The 3,159-nt window shown below is 46.1% G+C and carries 2 protein-coding genes and 1 pseudogene; 2 read left to right on the top strand and 1 reads right to left on the bottom strand.

The genetic code is table 11. The annotated features are described in order from the left end of the window. Positions 1-1,103 (bottom strand): annotated as a pseudogene (locus H6S82_RS33740) (hypothetical protein); the annotation flags it as partial. A gap of 90 nt (positions 1,104-1,193) precedes the next feature. On the opposite strand from H6S82_RS33740, the gene H6S82_RS26225 reads away from it, so the two are divergent. Together H6S82_RS26225 and H6S82_RS26230 are read left to right on the top strand one after the other, a co-directional pair. Beyond that, positions 1,194-2,231 carry an iron ABC transporter permease gene (locus H6S82_RS26225; RefSeq protein ID WP_190461707.1) on the top strand — a complete coding sequence of 346 codons (1,038 nt, stop codon included), beginning with the start codon at positions 1,194-1,196 and terminating at the stop codon, positions 2,229-2,231. A gap of 188 nt (positions 2,232-2,419) precedes the next feature. Then, positions 2,420-3,159, top strand: a 740-nt coding sequence (locus tag H6S82_RS26230) for an ABC transporter ATP-binding protein (RefSeq protein ID WP_191056951.1), incomplete at its 3' end; no start/stop codon positions are given.

Below are 3,159 nucleotides of genomic sequence, written 5' to 3' on the forward strand. Positions count from 1 at the left end.
TTATTGGTATCGACGAGGCTCAAGTCCCAACTGCACCAGTTACTCACCAATACTAAGCGATTATCGGGTGTCGTGGCGACAAATTTGGGCACAGATCCGACTTGGATGACTTTTTCGATCTGAAGGGTTTTGGTGTTAATTCGATACAGGAAACTTTGGTCGAGTCTTGGCGATGGACTACAGCGATCGTTCCCTGGATTGCTAAAGCCACGACCGTACATTTGGTAGTTAGATACCCAGGCATATTTACCATCATGAGAAAAACTCGCTTCTACGGGAGCGCCTCGGTAATTGCCTTTGTATTTTAAATAACCGAATTTTGCTAAATCGACGTTATCCGGGATTTTTTTAACTAATTTATGCTCCCGGTTGTAGACGGTTATGGTGTGGCTGTACATCATGTTTTGGGCGAAAAACAAACCCTGACCGGAATGCACTACCGACTTGGGCGAAATGCCACCGGCGATCGTTTTTTCCAGCTTCATTCGGGTTTGCGTTTTCGGCTTTACCGCTGGTTTAGCAGCAGTTGTCGGGCGCGGTTTTGGTGCGGGTTTGTTAGTGATGGCGGTTGGTTGCTGGATGGGGGTTTGCTTTTTGGGCGCGGTTGCTTTTTGATTTTCGATTTGATATCGCACCGCTACTCCCAATGCGGCAATTAAAACCCAAATGATACCGCCCAACCAAAGCAAACGTACCCTTTTTTTGTATCTTGTCGTCAGCTTTTTTCGTTTCGGTTTTGCTTCGACGACGGGAAGAGTAATTACAGGTGGCGTTGCATTTGGCGTGGAGTCGGCGAGTGGCAATTCAATTGTCTGACTCCAAAGCGGCGTTTCGATGTTGGTTTGTCGCGCAACTACTCGCACATATCGAATGGGTACGATACCCAAGCGACTGATGCCTTGATAGATAAAATTGATACAGCCTTCTTGAGTGTATACTTGGTCGGATATTAAGGTAACATCCAGACAAGTTCCGTCTCGACTGACTGTAGCTGCGATACCTTTTTTCCAGACAACTTGGTTGATCAGGGCGGCGATCGCATCTGGATCTCCCTGTTGCGCTTGGGATAAAAGGGTTTGCAGAGGTGTTATTTGTTGAGTCACGGTGTATTAACCTAAACTGCATTAGCTGCCATTCTATGATTCAAGTGGCATCAAGTTAAAAAGGAAATATTCGTCGATCGCACATTGCCAATGAGTTCACAAAACTTATCGTTTTTTGCACAAATCCGAAAAAGCTACGATAACTACCGAGTGTGGTACGCTTGTCTCCTCTTGATTGGTTGTTTGCTGTTCACAGTTGCCATTTCCCTCTCTCAGGGTGCGGTGTATCTGAGTTTCGCCCAATTGTGGCAAGCGTTGCTGCATCAAGGCGATCCCATCAATCAAACTATACTCTGGGATTTGCGCTTACCGAGAACGATCGCAGCTTTAATTGTAGGTGCAGCTTTGGGGATGTCGGGTGCTTTGTTACAAGGGATGTTGCGAAATGGATTGGCAGACCCTTATTTGTTAGGAATTTCTGCCGGTGCGGGTTTGGTAGCTGTCGGTTTGGTAACATTGGGATTGTTCCAAGCTTGGTTGCCTTTGGCTGCTTGGATCGGTGCGATCGCGACAACCATGCTTGTATATTTTATCGCTCGTCGCAGTACCGGGCTTTCCGTGGAACGGTTGATTTTAGGGGGAGTTGCGGTTAGTTCGCTGTTTGGTGCAACGCAGTCAACTATTCTGCTGCTGGCAGATGATGGTAAAGTACAATTGGCGTTGAGTTGGTTAATTGGCAGTCTCAACGGGCGGGGATGGTCGGAAGTGAATGTGGCTGGCCCTTATGTGGCGATCGCATTGCTGGGCGGCTGTTTGTTGGCGAGGTCTTTGAATATTTTAAATTTGGGTGACGATTTGGCGGTGGGATTGGGAGTTTCGTTGATGCGATCGCGCTTTTTAATTGGCGGAGTCGCTACCCTACTCGCCGCCGGTGCAGTCAGCGTTGGCGGTTTGATCGGTTTCGTCGGTTTGATTGTACCTCATGGGGTACGGTTGCTGGTAGGTACAGATTATCGCTGGGTTTTACCGCTTTCTGCTTTAGGCGGTGCTTTTGTGTTGAGTTTCGCGGATATGCTATCTCGTTTGGGTGCGATCGAGTTGCCGGTAGGTGCTGTGACGGCTTTGTTAGGATCGCCTTTGTTTGTTTGGTTGCTTTCTCGCAGTAATCAGAGTCGATCGGAAAAATAAGTTTTTGGGATTTTTTTACCACAGATGAAGACAGATGAACACAGATGAACACAGATGTAGATTCAATCTGATTTTTTCCAGACAAAACAGATTACAGATTTTTTCATATCCATATAATATAAGTACATCTGACAAAATTATTTTATCTGTGTTCATCTGTGTTCATCTGTGGTAAAAAAGATTAAATTATGCCTTTGGAAGCTAAAGAATTGGTTGGCGGTTACAATAATTTGCCGATTATCCGCGAAATCAATTTAACTCTCCAATCTGGTGAGTGGTTGAGTTTAGTCGGTGCCAATGGTTCGGGTAAGTCTACTTTATTGAAAATCCTCAGTCGCATTTTAAAACCGCAATCTGGTATAGTAATTTTGGATGGGAAAGCTATTCACGAATTACCCCCACATTTGGTAGCGCAAAAGTTAGCAATTCTGCCGCAACAGCAAACGTTTCCTACTGGCTTAACAGTCAGGCAATTGGTGGCGTGCGGGCGATCGCCTCATCAACCTTGGTGGCAGTGGGAATTAAATGCGGAAGATAAACAAAAAGTGGAAGAAGCTATTGTCGAAACGGGTATCCAAGAGTTTAGCGATCGACCTGTGGAACATCTCTCTGGCGGGGAAAGACAGCGGGCTTTTTTGGCACTGGCGCTAGCCCAATCTCCCCAAGTGTTATTATTAGATGAACCCACAACTTATCTCGATATTAATTATCAACTGCAATTGCTAGAATTGCTCAAACAACTTAATGTGCAACAAAAATTATCGATCGTCACCGTATTGCACGAAGTCAATTTAGCCGCCCGGTACAGTTCCCGCATCGCCATGCTTAAACAAGGGCGTCTTTGGGATATCGGTACACCCGCCGCAGTCATCACCCCAGAAAATATCGCCCAAGTCTTTGGCGTGTCAGTCGCGATTTTGCAAACGCC

The sequence above is a fragment of the Planktothrix sp. FACHB-1355 genome (assembly GCF_014748295.1).
GTDB classification, from domain to species: domain Bacteria; phylum Cyanobacteriota; class Cyanobacteriia; order Cyanobacteriales; family Aerosakkonemataceae; genus Aerosakkonema; species Aerosakkonema funiforme_A.